The sequence below is a fragment of the Methylomonas sp. 2BW1-5-20 genome (assembly GCF_052474515.1).
In genome coordinates this window covers 4,072,889-4,097,266 of record NZ_CP184127.1, presented here as the reverse complement: position 1 = coordinate 4,097,266, position 24,378 = coordinate 4,072,889, and the positions used below count along the sequence as shown (strand labels likewise).

At 53.2% G+C, this 24,378-nt stretch carries 24 protein-coding genes; 18 read left to right on the top strand and 6 right to left on the bottom strand.

Going from position 1 to position 24,378, the window contains the following annotated elements:
- Positions 1-309 precede the first annotated feature (309 nt).
- Entirely contained in the window at positions 310-753 is a 444-nt protein-coding gene (locus tag ACH50O_RS18880; RefSeq protein WP_446809291.1) for a GNAT family N-acetyltransferase, read from the bottom strand.
- A 129-nt stretch (positions 754-882) separates the two neighbouring features.
- Here ACH50O_RS18880 and glyQ point away from each other — a divergent pair, with 129 nt between their 5' ends.
- From glyQ to ACH50O_RS18860, 4 genes are read left to right on the top strand one after another with little or no spacing between them, the layout of a single operon-like run.
- A complete protein-coding gene (gene glyQ / locus ACH50O_RS18875) occupies positions 883-1,797 on the top strand; it encodes a glycine--tRNA ligase subunit alpha (RefSeq protein WP_446812172.1) in 915 nt (304 codons plus the stop codon).
- 2 nt (positions 1,798-1,799) lie between these two features.
- Positions 1,800-3,869 (top strand): glycine--tRNA ligase subunit beta, encoded by a 2,070-nt coding sequence (glyS, locus tag ACH50O_RS18870; RefSeq protein WP_446809290.1) that lies wholly within the window; start codon positions 1,800-1,802, stop codon positions 3,867-3,869.
- Entirely contained in the window at positions 3,866-4,408 is a 543-nt protein-coding gene (gene gmhB, locus ACH50O_RS18865; protein WP_446809289.1) for a D-glycero-beta-D-manno-heptose 1,7-bisphosphate 7-phosphatase, read from the top strand. The genes glyS and gmhB overlap by 4 nt, the downstream gene beginning before the upstream one ends.
- Positions 4,374-5,138: a lysophospholipid acyltransferase family protein gene (locus ACH50O_RS18860; RefSeq protein ID WP_446809288.1), complete on the top strand. Its 765-nt coding sequence runs from the start codon at positions 4,374-4,376 to the stop codon at positions 5,136-5,138. Before gmhB ends, ACH50O_RS18860 begins: the two co-directional genes overlap by 35 nt.
- A 377-nt stretch (positions 5,139-5,515) precedes the next feature.
- Here the strand turns inward: ACH50O_RS18860 and ACH50O_RS18855 are convergent, their stop codons facing one another.
- From ACH50O_RS18855 to ACH50O_RS18845, 3 genes are all read right to left on the bottom strand, one after another.
- Entirely contained in the window at positions 5,516-5,653 is a 138-nt protein-coding gene (locus ACH50O_RS18855; protein WP_020483805.1) for a hypothetical protein, read from the bottom strand.
- Positions 5,654-5,753: 100 nt separating this feature from the next.
- Complete coding sequence (locus tag ACH50O_RS18850) at positions 5,754-7,661, bottom strand: DCC1-like thiol-disulfide oxidoreductase family protein (protein WP_446809287.1); 1,908 nt, start codon at positions 7,659-7,661, stop codon at positions 5,754-5,756.
- A 135-nt stretch (positions 7,662-7,796) separates the two neighbouring features.
- Positions 7,797-7,925 (bottom strand): hypothetical protein, encoded by a 129-nt coding sequence (locus ACH50O_RS18845; protein WP_020483807.1) that lies wholly within the window; start codon positions 7,923-7,925, stop codon positions 7,797-7,799.
- 217 nt (positions 7,926-8,142) lie between these two features.
- On the opposite strand from ACH50O_RS18845, the gene ACH50O_RS18840 reads away from it, so the two are divergent.
- Positions 8,143-8,562, top strand: a complete 420-nt coding sequence (locus ACH50O_RS18840) for a hypothetical protein (RefSeq protein WP_446809286.1) — start codon at positions 8,143-8,145, stop codon at positions 8,560-8,562.
- A gap of 55 nt (positions 8,563-8,617) precedes the next feature.
- Here the strand turns inward: ACH50O_RS18840 and ACH50O_RS18835 are convergent, their stop codons facing one another.
- Complete coding sequence (locus ACH50O_RS18835; protein WP_446809285.1) at positions 8,618-8,809, bottom strand: DUF2970 domain-containing protein; 192 nt, start codon at positions 8,807-8,809, stop codon at positions 8,618-8,620.
- 77 nt (positions 8,810-8,886) lie between these two features.
- On the opposite strand from ACH50O_RS18835, the gene metH reads away from it, so the two are divergent.
- The 3 genes from metH (at position 8,887) to ACH50O_RS18820 (ending at position 13,179) form a co-directional block, all read left to right on the top strand.
- Positions 8,887-12,561: a methionine synthase gene (metH, locus tag ACH50O_RS18830; protein ID WP_446809284.1), complete on the top strand. Its 3,675-nt coding sequence runs from the start codon at positions 8,887-8,889 to the stop codon at positions 12,559-12,561.
- Positions 12,562-12,574: 13 nt separating this feature from the next.
- Positions 12,575-12,817 carry a glutaredoxin family protein gene (locus tag ACH50O_RS18825; protein WP_446809283.1) on the top strand — a complete coding sequence of 81 codons (243 nt, stop codon included), beginning with the start codon at positions 12,575-12,577 and terminating at the stop codon, positions 12,815-12,817.
- A 176-nt stretch (positions 12,818-12,993) separates the two neighbouring features.
- Positions 12,994-13,179 carry a YjfB family protein gene (locus ACH50O_RS18820; protein WP_446809282.1) on the top strand — a complete coding sequence of 62 codons (186 nt, stop codon included), beginning with the start codon at positions 12,994-12,996 and terminating at the stop codon, positions 13,177-13,179.
- Positions 13,180-13,202: 23 nt separating this feature from the next.
- Here the strand turns inward: ACH50O_RS18820 and rsmI are convergent, their stop codons facing one another.
- Entirely contained in the window at positions 13,203-14,054 is an 852-nt protein-coding gene (rsmI, locus tag ACH50O_RS18815; protein WP_446809281.1) for a 16S rRNA (cytidine(1402)-2'-O)-methyltransferase, read from the bottom strand.
- Positions 14,055-14,074: 20 nt separating this feature from the next.
- Here rsmI and ACH50O_RS18810 point away from each other — a divergent pair, with 20 nt between their 5' ends.
- The 10 genes from ACH50O_RS18810 to ACH50O_RS18765 all read left to right on the top strand — a co-directional run bounded on the left by ACH50O_RS18810 (position 14,075) and on the right by ACH50O_RS18765 (position 24,378).
- Positions 14,075-15,895, top strand: a complete 1,821-nt coding sequence (locus ACH50O_RS18810) for a penicillin-binding protein activator (RefSeq protein WP_446809280.1) — start codon at positions 14,075-14,077, stop codon at positions 15,893-15,895.
- Positions 15,885-16,265 carry a YraN family protein gene (locus ACH50O_RS18805; RefSeq protein WP_446809279.1) on the top strand — a complete coding sequence of 127 codons (381 nt, stop codon included), beginning with the start codon at positions 15,885-15,887 and terminating at the stop codon, positions 16,263-16,265. Before ACH50O_RS18810 ends, ACH50O_RS18805 begins: the two co-directional genes overlap by 11 nt.
- A 5-nt stretch (positions 16,266-16,270) precedes the next feature.
- Positions 16,271-16,858: a phosphoheptose isomerase gene (locus tag ACH50O_RS18800; RefSeq protein ID WP_020483819.1), complete on the top strand. Its 588-nt coding sequence runs from the start codon at positions 16,271-16,273 to the stop codon at positions 16,856-16,858.
- Between the two features lie 780 nt (positions 16,859-17,638).
- Entirely contained in the window at positions 17,639-18,007 is a 369-nt protein-coding gene (locus tag ACH50O_RS18795; RefSeq protein WP_446809278.1) for an ArsR/SmtB family transcription factor, read from the top strand.
- A gap of 2 nt (positions 18,008-18,009) precedes the next feature.
- Positions 18,010-18,489 (top strand): arsenate reductase ArsC, encoded by a 480-nt coding sequence (locus tag ACH50O_RS18790; RefSeq protein WP_446809277.1) that lies wholly within the window; start codon positions 18,010-18,012, stop codon positions 18,487-18,489.
- 14 nt (positions 18,490-18,503) lie between these two features.
- Positions 18,504-18,860: an arsenite efflux transporter metallochaperone ArsD gene (gene arsD, locus ACH50O_RS18785; protein WP_446809276.1), complete on the top strand. Its 357-nt coding sequence runs from the start codon at positions 18,504-18,506 to the stop codon at positions 18,858-18,860.
- A 9-nt stretch (positions 18,861-18,869) separates the two neighbouring features.
- Entirely contained in the window at positions 18,870-20,663 is a 1,794-nt protein-coding gene (arsA, locus tag ACH50O_RS18780; protein ID WP_446809275.1) for an arsenical pump-driving ATPase, read from the top strand.
- A gap of 2 nt (positions 20,664-20,665) precedes the next feature.
- Positions 20,666-21,094: an ArsI/CadI family heavy metal resistance metalloenzyme gene (locus ACH50O_RS18775; RefSeq protein ID WP_446809274.1), complete on the top strand. Its 429-nt coding sequence runs from the start codon at positions 20,666-20,668 to the stop codon at positions 21,092-21,094.
- A gap of 52 nt (positions 21,095-21,146) precedes the next feature.
- A complete protein-coding gene (arsB, locus tag ACH50O_RS18770) occupies positions 21,147-22,205 on the top strand; it encodes an ACR3 family arsenite efflux transporter (RefSeq protein WP_446809273.1) in 1,059 nt (352 codons plus the stop codon).
- Between the two features lie 187 nt (positions 22,206-22,392).
- Positions 22,393-24,378, top strand: a complete 1,986-nt coding sequence (locus ACH50O_RS18765; RefSeq protein ID WP_446809272.1) for a TonB-dependent receptor plug domain-containing protein — start codon at positions 22,393-22,395, stop codon at positions 24,376-24,378.

Below are 24,378 nucleotides of genomic sequence, written 5' to 3'. Positions count from 1 at the left end.
TTGTAGAAAGGTTGACGATTTAAGACCGTGTCAGACTTAACCTCTTGCGGGGCTTCGTAGCAGCGAAGAATACTGCCACGCTTTGAAAACAACATAAGGCAATGGGGCGATTTCCGTTGTCGGCTTTAACAATTGATTATATTTACGCCGGTCGGTAATCCCGGATTTACAAGGTATGGGTATGGCTTGCTGGCGCCGTATCCCTCATAACTTTGTGATCGACTCTATTTATGTCGCTACACCACTTTCAATCCGCAATCGAATTTGAACAAGATCAAGTCAATGCCCGGATCGCAGCCACAACAAATTTCAAAACACCAACCTCATCGGCACCATTCCGGACTTTTCAAACCCCTGCCGCCCATAAAACCGCTGCGCCTGCAGATTGTCGCCATCCGTCAACAACGTAATCCGCCGGCACCCTTTTCCCCGAGCAAACTCCAACGCATATGCCAGCAACGCCGACCCAACACCCAAACCTCGTGCATCGCCGGCCACCACCATGTCTTCCAGCCAGGCCGCGCGTTCGCCCAATGCCGTGGACACGGTATATAGCAGGCTAACCATACCCAAAACCCGATTGTCTTGTCGCGCGACCAGAATATGTCCGACGGCCGGATCGGCAATGATGCGCGACAATCCCCGGTTCTGAGCGGCCGAGTCCGGCCGAAACTCCGCTTCCTGAGCGAACAATTCGCTTAATAAACGGCAAAGCGCCGGTATATCTGCCTCGCTGGCCAGACTTATTTCCATTCTTTTCTCCTCATATTCAGTGCCTGATCCGCACAACATCACGCCGCCATAACACCCATGCCACGTCTGTTTGGCATACGCTTTTCAGGTACAATAGCCGCATTTTTTAGCAAACAAGTGGCTCCCGACGTGTCGATCAGCAAAAACGATGTCTCTACTTTTCAGGGCCTGATTCTGACCTTACAAGAATACTGGTCGAATCAGGGTTGTGTGTTATTGCAGCCTTTGGATCAGGAAGTCGGCGCCGGTACCTTCCACCCTGCTACTTTCTTACGCGCCATCGGTCCGGAGCCATGGAACAGCGCTTACGTACAACCTTCGCGCCGCCCGACCGACGGCCGTTACGGCGAAAACCCCAACCGCCTGCAACATTATTACCAATTTCAGGTAATCATGAAGCCGTCGCCGGACAATATCCAGGAATTGTACCTGGGCTCATTGCGACATTTGGGTCTGGATTTGCTGGAACACGACATCCGTTTCGTAGAAGACAACTGGGAGTCGCCAACGCTGGGCGCTTGGGGACTGGGCTGGGAAGTCTGGCTGAACGGCATGGAAGTCACGCAGTTTACCTATTTCCAACAAGTCGGCGGCTTGGAATGCCGGCCGGTAAGCGGCGAGATTACTTACGGCCTGGAGCGGATCGCGATGTATCTGCAAGGCGTGGAAAGCGTGTACGATTTGGTGTGGACGCGCGGCCCACAGGGCGTGGTTACTTACGGCGATGTGTTCCATCAAAACGAAGTGGAAATGTCCGAGTTCAATTTCGATCACGCCAATGTCGAATTCCTGTTCCAATGCTTTGATACCTACGAACGCGAATGCCTGATGCTGCTGGAGAAAAACCTGCCGCTACCGGCTTACGAAATGGTCTTAAAAGCCTCGCATTCCTTTAACCTGCTCGACGCCCGCCACGCCATCTCGGTCACCGAGCGTCAACGTTACATCTTACGGGTACGCAATATGGCCAAATCGGTCGCCGAAGCCTATTACAACCGCCGGGAAGCGCTAGGCTTTCCGATTCTCGCCAGACAGGGAGCGTAATCATGACCGAGACCAATCATTTATTGTTCGAACTGGGCTGCGAGGAATTGCCGCCGAAGTCTTTGAAAAAGCTTAGCCAGGCCTTGCTGGACAATATTCTGGCCGGCTTGCAAGAAGCCGGCTTAAGCTACAACCAAGGCCGTGCTTATGCAACGCCGCGCCGCTTGGCGGTATTGATCGACGATCTACAAACCTTCCAGGCCGACAAGGTCGTCGAAAAGCGTGGCCCAGCCATTCAAGCGGCTTACGGTTCCGATGGGACACCAAGCAAAGCCGCGCTGGGTTTTGCCGCCAGTTGCGGTGCCAGCTTTGAGGAATTGGAGAAACTGGAAACCGACAAGGGTTCTTGGCTGATCTTCAAACAGGCGGTGAAAGGCCAGGCAACCGCAGAATTGATTCCGGACATCATCCGCAAAAGCCTGAACAATTTGCCGATTGCCAAACGCATGCGCTGGGGCAGTTTCGACGCTGAATTTGCCCGGCCGGTGCATTGGGCGGTTTTGCTGTTTGGCTCCGAAATTCTGATTACCGACATTCTTGGCCGCACCACCGGCCGTGTCACCCGTGGCCATCGTTTTCATTCGCCACTGGATTTGAGCATCGGCAGCCCGCACGAGTATCTGGACATCTTGAAACAGCATGGCAAGGTACTGGCAGACTTCGAAGAGCGCATGACCATCATTCGCGATGCGGCCAATCAGGCGGCTAGCAATGTCGGCGGTATCGCCCATATCGAAGACGATTTGTTGGAAGAAGTGGCGGCATTAAATGAATGGCCGGTACCGGTAGTAGGTAATTTCGATGCACGTTTTCTGGAGTTGCCACAGGAGGTGTTGATTACCACGATGCAGGCCAATCAAAAATACTTTCCGGTTAAGAATACGGCAGGTCGTTTGTTACCGCATTTCATCACCTTTGCCAATATTGAAAGCTCCAACCCTGACTCCATCCGCCAGGGCAATGAGCGCGTGGTGTTGCCGCGTTTGGTCGACGCTGAATTTTTCTGGAAGCAGGACAGAAAGCAATCGTTGGCCGAGCGGGTCGAAAGCCTGAAAAGCATCGTCTTTCAAAAAGATCTAGGCACCTTGTTTGACAAAACCGAGCGCGTTGCAAATCTGGCTGCCTTGATCGCCGAAAAACTTGGCGCCAATATCGAATTAGCCAAGCGCTCCGCACTGTTGGCTAAAACCGATTTGATGACCAATATGGTCGGCGAATTCGCCAATCTGCAAGGCACAATGGGTCGCTATTACGCAGCGGCCGATGGCGAACATGCCGACGTAGCTCTGGCTTTGGAAGAACATTATTATCCCAAGCAATCCGGCGGCGCGACACCGAGCGGCCAAATCGGCCAGGTGTTGGCGCTGGCGGAAAAAATAGACACCCTGGCCGGCATTTTCAGCGCCGGCTTGATTCCGACCGGCGACAGGGATCCATATGCATTACGCCGCGCCACACTGGGTATATTGCGGATTCTAATCGAAAACGGTATCGCCCTGGACGTGGTTGCATTATTGGATGCAGCGCTGGATCAGTTTAGCCACAGTTTCAATAAAGCCGAGACCAAACAAAAAGTAATCGGTTTTCTATTCGACCGTCTGAAAGGCTATTGCCTGGATCAGGGCTACACCAGCCACGAATTCGACGCAGTACTGGCTGTCAGCCCGGCTAGTCCCTTGGATTTTATGCTGCGTATTCGGGCCGTACAAAGCTTTAGAGCCTTACCGGAAGCGGAAAGCCTGGCGGCCGCCAACAAACGCATCATCAATATTCTGAAAAAGTCCGATCAACCACTTGCCGATAATATTGGCAATCTGGTCGAAATTGCGGAAAAAAACCTGCTGGCGGCAGCCGAGCAAGCGGAAGTCGACATTTTGCCGTTGCTGGCCGAACAGAATTATGCGCTAGCTTTGAGCCGTCTCGCCCAATTGCGCGATAGCGTCGATGCGTTTTTCGACAATGTAATGGTCAATACCGACGACGAAGCCTTACGCAACAGGCGTTTGGCATTATTGGCCAAATTGTCCAACCAGTTTCTGAAAATCGCCGATATTTCCAAATTGCAATCGTGACCGAGCGTTACGTTATTCTGGACCGCGACGGCACCATCAACGTCGATTCCGATGAGTTCATCAAGACGCCGGACGAATGGCTGCCGCTACCCGGCAGTCTGGAAGCGATTGCGCTATTAAACCAGCACGGCTACAAAGTCGTGGTGATCAGCAATCAGTCGGGGATTGCCAGAGGCTTATTCGATTTGGCAACGCTGGAGGCGATACACGCCAAAATGCATGAGTTGGTCGATCTGGCGGGTGGAAGCATTGAGGCGATTTACTTTTGCCCACACGGCCCTAACGACTCCTGCGACTGCCGCAAACCCAAAGATGGACTATTTCGGCGCTTTGCAGGCGCCACAAACGCCGATTTGAGCCGGACTTATGCAATTGGCGACTCCTTGCGCGATATTCAGGCGGCGGAATCCACTGGCGCCAGACCAATTCTGGTCAAAACCGGTAAAGGCGAAAAAACCGCTATTAATAACCCTCTACTCAACATTCCTGTTTTTGATAATCTCTATGACGCAGCCAAGTACATCGTCTCGAAAAGCTGATTTCAGAGTCTATTTAGGCTCGACATTGTTATTCATCTACATCGTATTCTCGACGCTGATTGTTGGCGTAGCCATCTTGGGTGGCTATTTTCTGCCGTTTCCGATGCGCTATAAAATCGCCGATATTTGGATCGACTGCCTGCTGTTCATGCTGAAATTATGTTGCGGCTTAAGTTATGAAGTGGAAGGACTGGAAAACATTCCGCGCGACCGAGCGGCGATTATTCTCAGCAAGCATCAGTCAGCCTGGGAAACGGTAGCATTACGGCAATTTATTTCGCCACAAACCGCGGTACTGAAAAAATCTCTACTGCAGATCCCTTTCGGCGGCTGGGCATTAGCCACGCTAAAGCCAATCGCTATAGATAGACAAAATCAAAAGGAAGCGCTAAAAATGCTGATCGACCAAGGCATAGCCCGCTTGCAAGAGGGCTTGTTTGTGGTGGTGTTTCCGGAAGGAACCAGAGTGGCGCCTGGGGCGCATAAAAAATTTAATGCGGGCGGCTCAATGCTGGCACAAAAATCGGGTTTTCCGGTGATCCCATTAGCGCATAACGCCGGGGAATTTTGGCCGCGTAACAGCTTTTTGAAATATCCGGGCGTAATTAAGGTGAAAATTGGCCCTCCGATTATCAGTACCGATAAAAAATCGAAGGATATTAATGCCGAAGCGGAAGCTTGGATTACTCAAGCCATGGCCGACATTGCCGCAGAGAATATTACCGGCTAAAAGATTGGGAAAACGTTAGTTTCAGACAAAAAAAGGCCCGCTTTCACGGGCCTTTTTCTTAAAGCTTAAAGCGCTACAGATGTAGAGCTGGAAACTTTTTGTTTTGATGCATCTGGATCGTCCATGCAACCGCTCAGGCCAACAATCATCAGGGTCATAGCTAAAAGAGATAATACTTTTTTCATAACATCCTCCAAATAAAAGTTTTTTTATATTTTTCGTGTACTGAATCTAAACTGAAAATTAAGCACGGCGAGATTTAAACATGCCGAAGCAGTTTTGCGCAAACGAAATCTGTTTGGAGGAAAGAATTCTGTTGTGTAAGGCCCACCAGAGCGGGCCTTACTCAGGAATGTATAATCCAGCCTAAGCCAGGATTACTTAACTCCCGAACCTTGTTGGCTAGGTGAACCATAGCCTTTTGGTTTAGGGTTGCCTTGGTCTGGATCATCCATGCAGCCGCTCAAGCTCACAATCATCATTACCATAGCCAAGACAGAAAATACTTTTTTCATAACATCCTCCGAATTAAAGGTTTTTATTTTTGTGTGTACTCAAATTCAAGCACGCAAAATTTATAGCATGACAAAACCGAGTATGCAATACCCCAATTTCTCACAAAATATCTATGTCTTTCGGAAGACTGATCTTTACTTCCTTGCCATCCCATTGCACCGCGCCTATTGATTGCCATTCTCCATACAGGTTATTGTTCCTCAAGTCTTTTTCCCACTCAAACGGCGCTCTGATCCGCTTCATTTTGACAATAAACTGCGTGTTTTCGAGGTCCAAACCGGTCTTTCTACCCCAAAAAGCCGTGACCTTCATGATAAATTTTTTCAACCGGATTTCATCGATATTAGGCGTCACCGCAATGTTGGCCCACATCGAATGCACCCTGCCCCAATTCGGCGCCAGCAGGCGGCCTTGCCGATCGACAAACGGCAGCCATTGCTCTTCGCCATCGGCATTCAAATAGGTAATCGCCAACAAACGGTCGTAGCCCTCGAAATGATCATGCAAATACAAGGCATGCGGCGTGATGCCCAAAAACGTGTGCGACATCATCAATATCGCATTGCTCATATCCGCCAGCATGCTGGTTATCGGCGACTGACGCGTGTCGACATGCAAGCGATACAACAAGCCATAATGGAAGCTGCTGTTAAATTGAAATAAGATCAGCACCAGTAATACCTTGCTGATTTTGTGTACGCGACTTCTGGCCGGCAAAGCATGCTCCGCTTCGAAAATTCGCTCGTACAAGCTCGGCGGCAGACTATCGGCTGATGCAGGCATACAACTCACGTCGCACACCAACCGCGCGCGCGAATCGGCAATCGCCCGATAACGCCCACATATCCACTGATAAAGTAGCGGCAGTTTCATGGCCCAGCCGATAATCGCGGTATAACGCATCGAGATTAAAATCTGCGCATAGGTATCAACGCCGGCATAAACCCGCCCATCGCCATCCACCGCGTACAGATCGGTCAGCAATTGCTTTTCGCCCAGCTCGGCTAGGGCCGGATAGTCGATTGCGAACACTTGTGCAGGCTTGAAATCGACACCGTGCAAAACGTCGAAATGATTGAGCGTTAAAACCGTGCGATTGCACAATGGACATTGTTGATCGTAAAACACGGTCAATAACGGCTGTTTAACAGTCAAGAAAGCGCCGATTTTTCTATACCAGGCAAACGGCATCACCAGCGCGTAAAAAATCAGCATCCCCATCCCGAAGGGGTAGATATTGAAGGATAGGGTGATGCCCAAATGCAAGGAAATCCCGAGCAGAAAATACAGCCATCTGAACTGGCGGCGATGGAAAAACAGCAGGAAAGTAAACTGGAAAACAATGATGGTGTAACCAATGATTTTTTGCAAAATCTCGATATTCAGCAGCCACGACAAATCCAGCGCGGACATGTAATATGGGATCGAAGACGGCAGCCAGGCACCCAAGCCGTTGCGCCAATGCTGGGCAAACATCTTGTGTATCGCCGAATCGAAGTACAAAAACCCCAGACAAATCGCGACAGGCAAGTAGTAGGTCAATGCCGACACTTCCGGGGCCGGGTATTGCGAATAATGTACGAACGGGCGTAACAGCTTTTTTCTTAGGCTATCGACCGCAAACGCCCGGTCAAGCGGCATGAAAATCAGAAAGAAATTGGCGCCGATCATAAACAAATCAAAGCCTCCGTCGAAATCGCGCTGCATCGGCGTGAAATTGACGAACACCAGCCAGAAAATGTAGTTGGCAATACTGGCGGCCTGACAGCGATAGCCTATCGCCAAACAAAAGGCCACCAACGCCCAAAGCCACAGAAAGAACGGAATCATCGGAAACTCGACATCCGTGAACGGGATGGGATCGAATATCAAGTGATTGAAATATAAAAGAAAGAAAACCTCTTGCAAAGTCACCAAGCCGAACAATAATCTGAACAGGCCTACGCCGGTAGCCGGTACTTTTTTGGGATAGAGTGCGTTTATTTTCAGAACTAACAGTTTGTACATGTCGCGTCAGGCCGGCCAAAAGGCCACGGATTATAAGGTATTTAAAACAGGCATGCTTCAGGCAAAAAAAAAGCGGCTACGGGATCTATCCGTAGCCGCTTTTTCCAGAAAAGCTTTGTAAGCGAGGGGTGTAGCTTACTCTTCGTCTTTAGGCTCAGCAAAAACCCATTTTACAAAGAAGTATCCTGCAGCGATGATAACCAGCGCTCCAATCATACCCGACGGTTCTTTCAGCATTTCTGTTAAATCTAAGATCGCTCCCATGGGTGCCTCCTACCTTTAGTTAGTTGTTATAAAATGTGCCATTACGTTGGCGGTCGAGCTTCATATGTTACTTTAGCCACCTTCAAAGTCAAGCAATTCATGGCTATCGCGGAAACATCCCACCTTAATTGCCATCCGGGCGTATTATGGTAGTATGCCCTCTCAACCTGAATTTTGAGAATTATAAAAATAGTTAACAGTTACAAGGGGAATAGAGATGATTGGTGGCGTAATAATGATTTTGACGGCAATCTGGGTATATCAAACCCTGATAAAAGCTAAAACAGGCAACATTTTATTGTGGGTTGCGGGCTGTGCGATAGTATTTTTGGTCATTCAAGTGATGTTCTACAACATTAACATCATGATTATCGACGGTCTCGACGGCAAAGACGTCGGCGGCGAATACGATCGCGATCTGACCAGTGTGGGCGATAGAAAAACTCAAGAAGGCGCCGGCGGCTGGTTTATGCCGGTCCTGTTCGAATTATTGCCGCCTTTCGCCGGCGTACTGGCCGTGGCTTTGATTCGTACCCAGTTCATTTTGAAACAAGCGCTGACACCGGCCAACTTGTTCAGCGGCATCAAAGAACTGTTCGTTAGCATCAAAGACAGCTTCAAAACTTCCAGCAACTAAACCGGCTGATCCCGAAGCTCAAGCCTGCTTGAGCTTCGGTACCGACCGAAATTCCTCAACCGCCGGTAACTGCGGATACGATACTGACTATCGTAAAAATAAATAACGCGGTCGCGATCAACCCCACAACAATATAGGCAGGCAAAGAGCCATGCTGAAAATCAACCTCTCTGTTCTTATTGCTCTGCACGCCAATCGCGGCGGCAAACACGCTTTTTACGACATGCAATAGACTGGGTTTAGACATGATTTCCCTCAAAAATTTGGTTTGATAACAATACGGACTAGCCCGCCGTACATTCACCCTTGCGACCATCAGGCAGTATGAACAGCACACAAAGATTACACCAGTTATTATCTCAACGGATTTTGTTTCTGGATGGCGCCATGGGCACCATGATACAGAGCTACAAATTGGAGGAGAAAGATTATCGCGGCGCGCGCTTTGCCGACTGGCCTGTCGATCTGAAAGGCAATAACGATTTATTATCGATTACCCAGCCCGATGTAATCAAGGCGATTCACCGCGCCTATCTGGACGCCGGCTCGGACATTCTGGAAACCAACACTTTCAACTCCACCCGTATCGCGATGGCCGATTACAGGATGGAAGACCTGGCTTACGAAATAAATGTCGCTTCGGCGCGCGTAGCCAAACAAGCTGCCGAAGAAGTCAGTGCGCTGACACCCGACAAACCCCGCTTCGTCGCCGGCGTGTTGGGCCCGACCAACCGCACCTCGTCAATGTCGCCGGACGTCAACGACCCCGGCTTCCGTAACATTAGCTTCGACGATCTAGTAAGCGCCTACAGTGAAGCTACTCAAGGCTTGATAGACGGCGGTGCAGACATCATCCTGATCGAAACCGTATTCGATACCCTGAACGCCAAGGCAGCGATTTTCGCGGTCGAACAGACTTTCGACAAACTCGGCTACAAATTGCCGGTGATGATCTCCGGCACGATTACCGACGCCTCCGGCCGCACGCTGTCAGGCCAAACGGCCGCTGCATTCTGGTATTCGTTGAAGCACGTGCAACCGATCTCTATCGGCTTCAACTGCGCGCTGGGTGCCCAGGAATTGCGCCAGTACATCGAAGAACTATCCAACATCGCCGACACCTACGTTTCCGCGCATCCTAACGCCGGATTGCCCAACGAATTCGGCGAATACGACGAAACGCCGGAGCAAATGGCCGCCGAACTGGCCGACTGGGCTGCGAGCGGCTACTTAAATATCATCGGCGGTTGCTGCGGCACCTCGCCCGACACTATCCGCGCCATCGTCGCTGCACTGGAAAAATATCCGCCACGCCCGATTCCGGAGCTAGAAAAGCGCTGCCATCTGGCCGGACTGGAAGCCATGAGCATCGGTCCGGAAACCTTATTCGTTAACGTCGGCGAGCGCACTAACGTCACCGGCTCCGCAGTGTTCAAAAAAATGATCATTGAAGAGCGTTACGAAGAAGCCTTGGAAGTGGCCAAACAACAGGTCGAAAACGGCGCGCAAATTATCGACATCAACATGGACGAAGGCATGCTGGATTCGAAAGCCGCGATGGTGCGCTTTTTGAATCTGCTGGCTGCCGAGCCGGACATCGCCAAGGTGCCGATCATGCTGGACTCCTCAAAATGGGAGATTCTGGAAGCCGGTCTGAAATGCATCCAGGGTAAGGGTGTCGTCAACTCGATTTCCATCAAGGAAGGCGAGGACGCGTTTATTAAGCATGCCAAGCTGGTGCGCCGTTATGGCGCCGCCGTCATCGTGATGGCGTTTGATGAGCAAGGCCAAGCCGACACGATGGAACGTAAGATCGAAATCTGCACCCGCGCCTATAGAATTCTGACCGAACAAATCGGCTTTCCGCCGGAAGACATCATCTTCGACCCGAATATCTTCGCGGTCGCCACCGGCATCGAAGAGCACAACAACTACGGCGTCGATTTCATCGAAGCCACTCGCGTAATTAAACAGACCTTGCCGTACGCCTTAATTTCCGGCGGTGTATCCAACGTCTCGTTCTCGTTCCGCGGCAATAACCCGGTGCGCGAGGCCATCCACGCAGTGTTCCTGTACCACGCCGTACAAGCCGGCATGGACATGGGTATCGTCAACGCGGGTCAACTAGCGATTTACGCCGACATTCCGGAAGAACTGCGTAATGCCGTTGAAGATGTAATCCTGAACCGCACGCCGGAGGGTACTGAACAACTACTGGCAATCGCCGAAAAATATCGCGGCAGCGGTCAGGCTGCCAAGGTGGAAACCCTGGAGTGGCGAGAGTGGCCGGTGACTAAGCGCTTGGAGCATGCGCTGGTCAAAGGCATCGCCGATTACATCGAAGAAGACACCGAAGCGGCCCGACTGGAAGCCGAAAAACCGCTGCACGTCATCGAAGGGCCGTTGATGGACGGCATGAACGTGGTCGGCGACTTGTTCGGCGAAGGCAAGATGTTCCTGCCGCAAGTGGTGAAATCCGCGCGGGTCATGAAAAAAGCCGTGGCCTATCTGATGCCGTTCATGGATGCGGAAGTCGACGGCAGTGAGCGGCAAACTAACGGTAAGGTGCTGATGGCCACCGTGAAAGGCGACGTGCACGACATCGGCAAAAACATCGTGGCCGTGGTGTTGCAATGCAACAATTACGAAGTCATCGATCTGGGCGTGATGGTGCCGGCAGAAACGATCTTGAAAACCGCCCGCGAACAAAATGTCGATGTAATCGGCCTCAGTGGTTTGATTACGCCGTCGCTGGATGAAATGGTGCATGTCGCCAAGGAAATGCAGCGCCAAGGCTTCACGATCCCGTTGATGATAGGCGGCGCCACTACCTCGCGCGCCCACACGGCGGTGAAGATCGAACCTAATTATCAGGCCGCCCCGACCATTTACGTTACGGATGCCTCGCGCGGCGTCGGCGTGGTCAGCGCCCTGCTCAGCGACGATTTAAAAGCCGATTTCGTCGAAAAAACCCGAGCCGAATACGAAATAGTCCGCGAGCGCCATAAAGGCCGCCAGGCAAAAAATCCGCAACATAACCTGGAAATGGCGCGAAAAAACAAATTCAATTACGCCGATCATCAACCGGTCAAACCGAAGTTTCTTGGCATCAAAGTCGTCGATAATTTTCCGCTGGATACGCTGGTTTCGTATATCGACTGGACTCCGTTCTTCCAGACTTGGGAGTTGTCCGGCAGTTACCCGGCCATCCTCGGCGACCACGTGGTCGGCGTCGAAGCCACCAAGCTGTTCGAAGATGCGCAAAAAATGTTGCAAAAACTGGTTAGCGAGCAATGGCTAACCGCCAAAGCCGTCATTGGCTTTTTTCCGGCCAACAGCGACGGCGACGACATCGTACTTTATACCGACGACAGCCGCAGCCAGCAACGAGAAGTACTGCATCATTTGCGTCAACAAAACGTCAAGGCGCCGGGCCGGCCCAATTACTGCCTGTCGGATTTCGTCGCCCCGGTGGGTAGCGGCATTGCCGATTACCTGGGCGGTTTCGCGGTGACCTCCGGCATCGGCATCGAAACCAAACTGGCGGAATTCGAAAAAGATCACGACGACTACAGTTCGATCATGCTGAAGGCGCTCGCAGATCGCTTGGCCGAAGCATTCGCCGAATACATGCACCTTGCCGTGCGCCGCGATTATTGGGGTTATGCGGAAGACGAAGCACACGACAACCATGCCTTGATCGAAGAAGCGTACCAAGGTATCCGTCCGGCACCGGGTTATCCCGCTTGCCCGGATCACACCGAAAAGGCCAAGCTGTTCGAATTGCTGAACGTTACCGAACACACCACTATCGAACTGACCGAGAACTTCGCGATGTACCCGACAGCGGCCGTGAGCGGCTGGTATTTCTCGCATCCGGCATCGCAGTATTTTAACGTCGGCAAAATCGATCAGGATCAGTTGGAGGATTACGCGCGACGCAAAGGCCTGAAGCTCGAAGTGGCGGAACGCTGGTTGGCGGCGCATTTAAACCATTAATCTGCCTTCAGTAATGGCTGAGTTTATTCTGTATGGCACCGAAGGCTGCCATTTGTGCGAAGAGGCGGAAGCGTTGCTGATCGCGGCTGAACTTAATTTCGAAATCCGAGACATCATGTCCAGCGAACAATGGCAGGCTGATTACGGATTGCTGATTCCAGTGCTATGGCACAGTCATAGCCGGAGTCAGCTGAATTGGCCTTTCGATGGCCGACAAGTTCAAGCTTTCAACGCTGCGATCAACCCAAAAATATGAACGTGCGATGGTCGCGACTCATTTGAACGCCAACTCCAGTCAAGCAAGGCACAGTCCGCACTAACCATTTTTTACACATCCCCTAAAGTTATCGCTTTACGGTTCGATAACCTAGTACACCAACAGCCTTGCCTTATGGCGATTGCTTCCCTAAATAACCCAGACGAGGCCCAGCCATGCTTGATTCCGTCTCTTCTATCGCCGCACTGGCGACGCAAATGTCCACCCAAAAAACCGCTCAGCAAGTCGAAGCCGCCGTGCTGACCAAAGCCAAGGAGATGCAGGAGCAACAAGGGCAAAACGCGTTGAAATTGCTGGAATCGGCCAGCGTACCGACTAACGGTATCGATGTCCGGGCCTGATAGGCTTGGAGAATCGGCGAAACTTAGCCGCCTTGTTTGTCCTGCATCGCCAATGCCGCCTGATACAGTGTCTTTTTGCGCTGACCGGTAATCTCCGCAGCCAGTGCGGCAGCGGTTTTGGTGGAGCATTCCGTCAGTAATATGCCCAGTATTCGCCGCTGCTCGTCGTTCAATTCATCGTCCTGCGCGCCAGGTTCGTGCCCGGCCACCAGTACGACGAATTCGCCCTTGCGCATATTTTCGTCGCTTTGAACTTTCTGCAACACCTTGGCCAGCTCGTCGCCGACGATAGTTTCATGCAATTTGGTGATTTCCCTGGCGACGACAATGCGATGCTCCGCCGGAAACACTGTCAGCATGTCTTCCAACGCCGCCTGGATGCGGTGGCTGGATTCGTAGAAGGCCCAGGTCGAGGCATCGCTCAGTTTGCTTTCGAAAAAGCTGCGCCGCGCCGAGCCGGTGCGCGGCAAAAAACCTTCGAAACTAAAACGGCTTGTCGGCAAACCGGCCACCGACAAGGCCGCGATCAGCGCACAGGCACCGGGAATCGGACTTACCTCCACGCCTTGCTGCCTGGCTAATTTGACCAAAGGCAGGCCAGGATCGCTGATCATCGGCGTACCGGCATCCGACACCAAGGCTACCGACAATCCTTCGCGGATTTTGTCCACCAACCCTTGCGACGCATGTTCTTCGTTGTGCTGATGTAAGGACTGTAGCGGCTTATTGATGCCGTAATGTTGCAGCAGCATTTTGACGTGGCGGGTATCTTCGGCGGCAATCAGATCCACCTGTTTCAATACTTCCAGCGCCCGGAAGCTGAAATCGGCCAGATTACCTATTGGCGTGGCAACCACGTATAATTTTCCGTACATCTATTTCTCAGGCCCTATCTATGTCTGATCGCAAATTAGCCGCCATTATGCCGCGTCGTATTTTAAGCTGCTGGATTTTCGGCTTATTGTTTCTCGCCGCTTGCAGCGAACAACCGGTGAAAAACAAGACTCAGCTGGAAGTGCGCCCGCAAACCAGTGCCCGGAAAGCCAAACCGGCCGAACCGCCGCGCAGCTACCGGATGGCCGACAATCAAAACAGCCTGCATCTGCTGGACGCCGACACCCGCCTGCAGGCCGGCGACAGTCAGGCCGCGCAAAAAGCGCTGGATAAAGTGAACGCCGGCGAGCTACCGCCGGAGTTGTTCAGCAAGTACAAATTGATCGAGGGCCAAATAGCCTTGAGCATGGGCGATGCCGAACTGGCCTTGAAAAAACTGGAAGGTGTGCGCCCGGCCATACTGACCGACGCCGATCAGATCGCTTATTACCAATCCATGGCTTTCGTCCACGCCTTGCTGGGCGATGTATTACCCAGCGTCAGAGCCCGCCTGAAACTGGGCCGGCTCTTGCAAAAACCCGAGCAACAAAAGCAAAACATTATTGCCATCCTGGATGCGCTAAGCGTGTTACCTATCGAAACTTTGGGCGCCTCGTCGCCTATTGCCGATGAGTTAAGCGGCTGGATGTCCTTAGCCAAAATCCTTAAACAACGCGACGTCGCCGGCTTCGATACAGCCGGACAAATTCAGCAATGGCGGCAAATGTTCCCGGGCCATCCGGCCAACGCCGACTATTTGCATGCCTATTTAAATCCGCCACCTATCGCTCAGCAAACCGCAGAAGCACCGCAACAGCCCGCCCAGCCGCCCAGCCCCGGCGCCATTGTGGCGGTGTTGCTGCCAAACTCCGGCTCTTACGCCAGCGCGGCTAAAGCCATCAAGGAAGGATTGACGGTAGCCCATCGCCTGGCCGCCAGCGCCGCACCGCAAATGCCGTTAAAGTTTTACGACAGCGAAAAAGACGATATTGTCAACGTGTATCGGCAAGCCGTCAGCGACGGCGCCAAGCAGGTGATAGGGCCGTTGGTGAAAGAACAAATCCAAAGTCTGGCGCAAGCCGCCGAACTAAGCGTACCGGTACTGGCGCTGAATCATGTGGAAAACCTGAGTAAGACCAATCTGTATCAATTCGGCCTCAGCCCGATCGACGACGCCGAACAACTGGCCCTTAAAGCCAAACGCGACGGCCAACAAAACGCCGTGCTGCTGACGCCGGATACCAATCAAGGCCAACGCATCCGCCATTATCTGATGTCGGCCTGGCAAGCCAACGGCGGCGCTGTGGTCGGTATGGAAAGCTACGATCCGAAACAGCACGATTTCGCCGCCATCGTGAAAACCTTGCTCAGCTCCAGCGTCAGCGTCAACGGCCAAAAACAATCATTAGCCTTGTTCGTCAGCGTTACCCCGGAGTTGGCGCGAGAACTGGCGCCGCAGTTGAAATACTCGCAAAACAGCGAGTTTTCGGTATACGCGATGCCGAATCTCTACAGCGGCCGGCAAAATCCGGTGCGCGATAGCGAGCTGGGCAAAATCAATTTCTGCGATTTGCCCTGGGTATTCGCCGACGCATACACCGGTCAACTGAGCCAACAAGCCGTGCAAAATACCTGGCAAAGCCTGAGCGACAGTCAGATCAAGCTGGTGGCACTGGGCATAGACGCCTACAACTTGATCGGCCAATTAGGACAAATAGCCAACGCGCCCTACGCCGGCGCCACCGGCCGGCTATCGCTGAACAACGAAAACCGCATTACCCGCAAGCTGGTCTGCGCCCAATTTAAAGCCGGCGTGCCTGTCGCTTCGGGTTTTGTCGAATAAGATGCTGTTCGGCAAAGCCAAGCCTATCCATCTGCAAAAAGGCGATAGCGCCGAACGTCTGGCTCTAACTTACCTAGAGCAACAAGGCTTAAGCCTGGTATGCAGCAATTTCCGCTGCAAAATGGGCGAGTTGGATCTGGTGATGAAGGAGGGCCCGACCCTGGTGATAGTGGAAGTACGCTTTCGCAAATCCGAACAATTCGGCGGCGCCCTGGCCAGTATCACCCGGCAAAAACAGGCGCGCATCGTCGCCGCCACCCAACACTATGTCATAATCAACAAGCTGGGCAACGCTTCGATTCGCTTCGACGTGGTTGCCGTATCCGGCGACAACCGCCTGGAATGGATTAAAAACGCTTTTCAAACCTGAGTAATATGAGCTTACAAGACCGCATCATCGCCCACTTTTCCGACAGCATTCAAACCAAGCAGGATGCGATGGCCAGCCTGTGCGAGCTGATCGAATTCGCCTCGCAAAAAATCGTCGAAGCGCTGGTGAACGACAAAAAAGTGCTGACATGCGGCAACGGCGGCTCGGCGGGCGACGCTCAGCATTTTTCCTCGGAAATGTTGAACCGTTTCGAAAGGGAACGTCCGGCATTGCCGGCAATAGCGTTGAGTACCGATACCTCGACAATCACCTCCATCGCCAACGACTACCACTACGACGAAATTTTCGCCAAGCAATTGCGCGCACTAGGGCAGGCCGGCGACATCTTGCTGGTTTACACCAGCAGCGGCAACTCCGGCAACATCATCAAGGCCGTGAAAGTGGCGCACGACCGCGACATGACGGTCATCGCCTTAAGCGGCAAGGACGGCGGGGTATTAGCCGGTGCCTTGAACGAAGCCGACATCGAAATCCGCGTACCGTCCTATTCCACCGCCCGCATTCAGGAAGTACATTTATTGATCTCGCATTGCCTATGCGATTTGATCGATCATCAGTTGTTTGGGGGGTGACACCCCTTTTCTGCCGAGCATCCTCTTTCAGGTGAATGGCCGAAAATAGATCTAAACCTGCAGCCATTTATCGGAGAATTGTGTGAGATACATTCCTAGCAACTCCGATTAGCGAAGCATAATCTGGGGAATGATGCCCCTGCTTTAGTACGATTACACGTTGCAAATCGGTATTTACGCCGTGGATTACATTATGGTATCGGAGTTAACACAATTGTTAGACCTGTTGTTCTGCACGGATGCCCACCATCCGAATAAAAGAATGAATGTCATCAGAGATTCTGCGCGCACTGTCAGGCCCAGCAATACAATCAACCATCACGATAGGCCATGGGTAAGTTTGGCTCATATCAAAGGCAATGGATTCCATTCCCCCATTGCAGCCAAAAAAGAACAAGTCCGGATACTCGTTTCGATAGCGCTGATCTTGCCAGAGCTGAATAGCAAAGCCGACGTCAAATAACTGAAACCACAGTGGCTCAAGAGCCAGCTCTCCTTCGCCACCATTTTAGAAGCGAAGAAATTCCAGATACTCAACAGATGGTTCAAATGACAATACCTCCCTCAGCTTAGCAAGTTCTTGTTCGGAAGCCCCTTCAACTCTTCTCCATTCACGGTTAGGGGGTGGAAAATAGGTCAGAAAGGTAGTTCATAGAGGCCTAACAAATGGTTATAACATTCCTCATATCATCCCTGATTGCCTGGCTCTGAACAATAAACTCTGAGATTTACTAGGAACGATTTGTTTTAATATTTCAATAATTGTTGTATAGTTGCCCAATGGATACGCAACTTGCCACCACCATCTTTGAATCACTCGCTTCCGCTGTCAGGTTGGACGTTTACCGGCTGTTGGTTAAAAACGCGCCCGCCGGCTTGGTTGCCGGCGAAATTGCCGCGCAACTGGGCTTGCCGCCGACCAATTTGTCCTTCCATTTAAAGGCAATGACTTATTCCGGGCTGATCAACGTCACGGCGGAGGGCCGTTATCAGCGTTATCGGGCAAATTTGACGCTGATGCACGATCTGATCGGCTATCTGACCGCCGAATGTTGTACCGGCCACCCCGAACAATGTTTCGAGACCGATTCGGCAACGGGCTGCTGCGAACCCCAATCTTCTCTTTCCTCCACTCCAGCGGACGCGTAATCATGAACGTGTTGTTTCTTTGCACCGGCAATTCCTGCCGTTCCATCCTCGGCGAGGCGACTTTCAATCATCTGGCGCCGGCGGGCTGGCACGCGTTAAGCGCCGGCAGCAAACCCACCGGCCAAGTGCATCCGCGCTCGCTGGCTTTGCTGGAACGCGAAGGCATTTCCACCGCAGGTTATTACAGCAAATCCTGGAACGATCTACCGGTCACGCCGGACATCGTACTCAGCGTCTGCGGCAACGCGGCCAACGAAACCTGCCCGGCTTATCTGGGTCCGGTGTTGCGCAGCCACTGGGGCGTGGACGATCCCGCTCACATCACAGGCACGGAACAGGAAATCGACGCCGCTTTCATGACTGCTTATCGCATCTTGCGCCACCGCATCGAAACCTTTCTGACCTTGCCGCTGGACGAGTTACAACACAACCCGGCACAACTGAAAGCCGAGCTGGATCGCATCGGCGTTTTATTACCCTGATTTAGGAGTTTGGCATGGCAAACATTCAAGTATTCGACCCGGCCTTGTGCTGTAGCAGCGGCGTGTGCGGCGTGGATGTCGATCAACAATTGGTCGGCTTTGCCGCCGATGTGGATTGGGCCGAGCAAAACGGCTTCCAGATCGACCGCTACAATCTGGCTCAGCAACCGCTGGCGTTTGCCGAAAACCCGGTCGTAAAAAGCTTTCTGGAGCGCTCCGGCGCGGAAGGGCTGCCATTGATTTTAATCAACGGCGAAATTGCGTTGGCGGGACGTTATCCGAGCCGGGCGGAATTGACACGTTGGCTTGGCGTTGCCGAGGCGGCGGAAACGCCTCCATCAGGCTGTTGCAGCGGCAGTAAGTGCTGCTAATCGTAGCCGATGAAGTTTCTTGACCGCGCGCCGCGCTTCCTGTTTTTCACCGGCAAGGGCGGCGTCGGCAAGACCTCTATCGCCTGCGCCACGGCTATAAGGCTGGCGGATGCCGGGCGCCAAGTGTTGCTGGTCAGCACCGATCCGGCATCCAATGTCGGCCAGGTGTTCAGCGTCAACATAGGTAACCGGATCACCGCGATTCCGGCCGTAAACGGCTTGGCGGCGCTGGAGATCGATCCGCAAGCCGCGGCCCAGGCTTATCGCGACCGCATCCTCGGCCCGGTACGCGGCGTGTTACCGGACGGCGTGGTAAAAGGTATAGAAGAACAATTGTCCGGCGCCTGCACCACGGAGATCGCTGCGTTCGACGAATTCACCGCTTTGCTGACCGATTCGGCATTAACCGCCGGTTACGACCATATCGTGTTCGATACCGCACCTACCGGCCATACCATCCGCCTATTACAACTACCCGGCGCCTGGAGCGGCTTTCTGGAAACAGGCAAGGGCGATGCCTCTTGCCTGGGCCCTTTGGCCGGATTGGCGAAACAACGCAGCCAATACAAACAAGCCGTCGAGGCATTAGCCGACCCGATGCGTAGCCGCCTGATTCTGGTAGCTCGTGCTCAGCATTCCACGTTATGGGAAGTGGCGCGTACCCATGAAGAATTAGAGGCTATCGGCTTATCGCAGCAATATTTGCTGATCAACGGAATTTTGCCGGCGCGTGAAACGGCGCAAGATTCGCTGGCAACCGCCCTATATCGACGTGAACAACGGGCACTGGCCGAGATACCGCAAGCGCTCGCAGCGCTGCCCATTGATCGCATCGAATTGAAACCGTTTAATCTGGTCGGACTGGCTGCGTTGCGGCAATTGCTATGCGCCGCGGCACCGGTATCTACCCGTAGCGAAGGGATCCGCAGCACCATTCAAGCACCTAACCTATCAAAACTGGTCGATGAGATTGCCGCCGACGGGCATGGGCTGGTGATGCTGATGGGCAAGGGCGGCGTCGGCAAAACCACGCTGGCGGCCGCCGTGGCGGTGGAGCTGGCGCGGCGCGGTCTGCCGGTACATCTAACTACTTCCGATCCGGCCGCGCATTTGAGCGAAACCCTGGACGGAGCGTTGGACCATCTAAGCGTCAGCCGCATCGATCCGCACGCGGAAACCGAACGTTATCGCCAACACGTACTGGCAAGCAAAGGCGCCAAGCTGGACGCAGCCGGCCGGGCCTTGCTGGAAGAGGATTTACGCTCGCCTTGCACCGAGGAAATCGCCGTATTCCAGGCCTTTTCCCGCATCATCCGGGAAGCCGGTAAAAAATTCGTGGTCATGGATACCGCGCCGACGGGCCATACCTTGCTGTTGCTGGATGCCACCGGCGCTTATCACCGCGAAGTTAGTCGGCAGATGGATAGCAGTACGCATTTCCTGACGCCAATGATGCAGTTGCAGGACCCGAAGCAAACCAAAGTCATATTGGTCACGCTGGCGGAAACCACGCCGGTACTGGAGGCAGTCAATCTACAGGCCGATCTGCGCCGGGCCGGCATAGAACCCTGGGCGTGGGTGATCAATAACTGCATCGCCGCAAACGTCGTCCATTCGCCCTTGCTGCGGCAACGCGCCGCCAACGAAATCCCCGAAATCGAAGCCGTCGCCAAACGGCATGCCCAACGTTATGCGGTGGTACCGTTACTGGCGGACGAACCGGTGGGTGTGCGGCGTTTGCTGGCATTGACCGGCGGTAACGGCTTGGACGCATTAAATATCACAATACCGACCGAGCAATAGCCATGAAACGCTTTCATATACACATCGCCGTCGACGATCTGGAACGGAACATCGATTTTTACAACACCTTATTTCAAGCCGAGCCGTCGGTACGCGAAGCCGATTATGCCAAGTGGATGCTGGACGACCCGCGTATCAACTTTGCCATCTCGATGCGCGGGCGCCAACCCGGACTGGATCATCTTGGCCTGCAAGCCGAATCGCCCGCTGAGCTGGAATCCGTGCAACAAGCGCTGACGGACGCAGTCTTGCCGGTGGCGGCGCAAAAACAGGCCGCTTGCTGTTATGCACAATCAGACAAATATTGGACGGTCGATCCGCAGGGCATCGCCTGGGAAGCGTTTCACTCTCTGCAGAGCATTCCGATGTTTGGCGAGGATGACGCGATTCAACTACCTCCCGCCTCGGCCTGTTGCAAACCCAAGACTTAGCAATAAGCAATTGCCCGACGAACCGCTCGCGAACCACACTATCCGGCCCCCCATGAATCCACCCAGCTGTCCCCACGCCCGCTTATCCTTTCTCGACCGTTTCCTGACCTTGTGGATTTTTGCCGCAATGTCGCTCGGCGTCGGCATCGGTTTTCTGTTTCCAACCCAGGTCACCGACCTGAATCGTGCGGTTTCGATCGGCACCACCAATATCCCGATCGCCGTCGGGCTGATTTTGATGATGTATCCGCCGCTGGCCAAGGTCCGTTACGAAGAGCTGGGCGACGTGTTCCGCAACTGGCGGATATTGGGGATTTCGCTGTTACAAAACTGGGTCATCGGTCCGCTGTTGATGTTTGCACTGGCCATTCTGTGCCTGCGCGACTATCCGGAATATATGACCGGTTTGATCCTGATCGGCTTGGCGCGCTGTATTGCGATGGTCATCGTCTGGAACGAACTGGCGCGCGGCGATAACGACTATGCAGCCGGTCTGGTGGCGTTCAACAGCGTGTTTCAAGTACTGTTTTACAGTGTGTATGCTTGGCTGTTTATTACCGTACTGCCGCCGCTGTTTGGACTGCCGGGCAGCTTGGTGGAAATTACCATCGCTGAGATCGCCAAAAGCGTATTCATCTATCTGGGCATTCCGTTCGTCGCCGGCTTCACCACCCGATTTTTATTGGTCGAAGCCAAGGGCAAGGCGTGGTACCAACGCAGTTTCGTCCCGAAAATCAGCCCGCTGACCCTGATTGCCTTGTTGTTTACCATCGTCGTGATGTTCTCGTTAAAAGGCGACCTGATCGTGCAACTGCCGTTGGACGTCGTACGGATTGCGGTACCGCTGCTGATTTATTTCGTGGCGATGTTTTTGCTGAGCTTTGCGATGGGCAAAGCCGTAGGCGCGGATTACGGTAAAACCACTACCCTGGCTTTCACTGCCGCCAGCAATAATTTCGAGTTGGCAATCGCGGTGGCCGTGGCGGTATTCGGCATCAACAGCGGTGCGGCATTTGCGGCCGTGATCGGGCCGCTGATCGAAGTACCGGTGATGATAGGCTTGGTGAACGTGGCTCTCTGGTTCGGCAATCGCGGTTTTTTTCGAACTTGAGACGTTTTGCAAACATTCAAATTAATTGTCGCTAAATCCGCGCACTAAAATTTCCTTGATTTGCGTTTGAGCAGAAACTAGCTAAAGTAAGCGGGCGACCGGATTTGGCGTCGTTGCTACCCCCTAAAAATGGGTAGTTTTTAAGTCCATAAAGGATCTTTAGCCACTTTGCTTACAGCCAAACGCCATGTCACTCGTCCCTAGCTACTTACTGTTGGCCGTTACTTTACTGGCGTTGCCCCGATATCTTCACGCTGAAGAAGACGCTCAAGCCGCTGAAGCCGGCGACGAACAAAGCTTGTTATTCGGCGAACTGCCCTCGGTGTTTAGCGCGTCGCGTCACGAGCAACCGATCACCAAAGCCCCGGCAGCTGTAGACATCATCAGTTCCGAACAAATCAAGCGTTACGGCTGGCGCACCGTCGCCGCCATGCTGGGCAGCCTGCCCGGCTTCCTCAATACTTACGACCGGGCTTATAACCATGTCGGCGTGCGCGGCTTTGCGCCGCCCGGCGATTACAATACCCGCATTCTGGTCTTGATAGACGGCCACCGCGTCAACGAAAGCCTGCAAGACTACGCCGGTTTGGGCCGCGATTTTCTGGTGGATGTCGAAAATATCGAACGGGTGGAAGTGGTACGCGGACCGGCTTCTTCGCTGTACGGCAGCAGCGCGGTATTCGCGGTCGTCAACGTGATCACCCAGCGCGGCCGCGACCTGCAAGGCGCCCGGCTCGGCTCCGAAGTGGCGAGTTACGACAGCCACCAAGGCCAAGTGAGTTACGGACAAAAGTTCACCAACGGTATGGAAGGCCTGCTGTCGGCCAGCGTTTATCACAGCGACGGCCACCACACGCTAAATTACGGCGATTTAGGTAATGTAAACAATCTGGACGGCGAACAAGTCGAACGCTTGTTCGGCAAACTGGCCTGGGGCGATTTCACGCTCAGCGGCGCTTACCTGCAACGCAAGAAGTCCATTCCCGCCGGTAGCGTCGGCGCCGATCTGGGCGTACAAGGCAGCCATTACCACGACCGCCGGGCATATGCCGATTTGAATTACCGGCACACGTTTTCCAACGATTGGGAACTGACCGGCCGTCTGTTCTGGGACGGCTACGAATTCGACGACGATCTCAACAGCATAAACGCTGCGCAATTGCTGACCAACCAGGACTATTGGCAAGGTAACTGGTTCGGCGGCGAGGTGCTTTTGAGCCACACTTTTTTCGAAAGCCATCGGCTAACGCTGGGCAGCGAATATCGGCGTAATTATCACCAGCAAATGCTGAACTACGATATCCAACCCTATCAAAGCTGGGCGAATAACAACCTGAACAGCAGCATTGCCGGTATTTTCCTGCAAGACGAATGGAGTCTGCTGGACAATCTGAGTTTACACGCCGGCGTGCGTTACGATCGCTACGATAACTTCGGCGATACCGCTAACCCGAGGCTGGGCCTGATCTATCAACCCTTTGCCGACACCACCGTCAAACTGCTTTACGGCACCGCATTTCGCGCGCCCAACGCATTCGAAAGCGTTTATACCTGTTGCCAAGGTGCGTGGCTGGGCAATCCTGCCCTGAATCCGGAGCGGATAGAGTCTTACGAAATCGTACTGGAGCAAAAGCTTAACGAATATTTGGATTTACGTCTCAGCCCCTACTATAACCAGCTGAGCGACCTGATCAATCAAGTCAGCGACAACGGAATAACCCAATTTCGCAATCTGGGAAACGCCGAGGCACACGGCCTGGAAACCCAGTTGCAGGGCCGCTTTCGAAATTTCGAAGGCCGATTCAGCTACACCTACCAGCAAACCCGCATCGCCGGCGCCGATAAGGCCTTGAACTCGCCAACCCATATGCTCAAGCTCAATATCAGTGCGCCATTGTGGCAGGATAAATTGTTTGCCAGTATCGAAACCCAGTACGTTAGCACCCGGGCCGGCGTCGGCGGCAGCAGTGCCAACGATTACGTGCTGACCAATCTGATTGTGTTTTCCCGAAAATGGCTACCCGGCGTCGAATTGAGCGGCGGTATTTATAACTTGTTTGAAGAAGATTACGCCGATCCTCGTTTCATTCCGCCCAACAGCAGCAAACCTTTGCCGAGCCTAGTGCCGCAGGACGGGCGCAATTTTCGCCTGCGTCTGGGGCTGGAATTTTGA